The organism is Amaricoccus sp. W119, assembly GCF_047275745.1.
GTDB lineage: Bacteria > Pseudomonadota > Alphaproteobacteria > Rhodobacterales > Rhodobacteraceae > Amaricoccus.
Map to the genome: position 1 here is coordinate 1 of NZ_JBKQWU010000219.1, position 554 is coordinate 554.

The window sequence follows — 554 nt, forward strand, 5'->3', positions numbered from 1 at the left end:
AGCGCAAGTTCGGCAGGCTCAAGGACCGGCGCCGCGTCGCCACTCGATACAACCGATGCGCCCACACATTCATGAGTGCCATCCGCATCGCAGCGACCGTCATCTTCTGGTTATGGGTCCCGACCCTAGTTAGGCGTGCTGGCGGTGGTTCTCCGCAATCGCTTGAGGTTGACAGCCTCACCCCAGCCATATACCAACGCCTCGGCTCTGGACTCGTAGCTCAGCTGGATAGAGTGTCGCCCTCCGAAGGCGAAGGTCGCGCGTTCGAATCGCGCCGAGTCCGCCATTTTCGACACGGAAGTTGCTCGCCCATCTTAATAGAATACTCAATAGATTCGATGCGGATGGCTTGAGATTGCTCTCCACCGAAGGTAGTGATGGTCCCCCGGTTTGGTGGACTAGGGATCTAGGCCAGTTGTCGCTCGGATTGTTCCGGGGTTCCAGCTGCCCCCAATGTTAGGCCGCCCGGCTCTGGAATTTCCGGGCTCTGTCACGCTGGCGGGCCGGACACGCCAGGGACGTTTTGGAGCGAGATCGGGGCGTTGTATCCGATC

1 tRNA gene is annotated in these 554 nt (G+C 59.9%); it reads left to right on the plus strand.

The window, feature by feature from the left end:
• Window positions 1-209 precede the first annotated feature (209 nt).
• A tRNA-Arg gene (locus tag ACLJK8_RS23100) sits at window positions 210-286 on the plus strand.
• Window positions 287-554 lie beyond the last annotated feature (268 nt).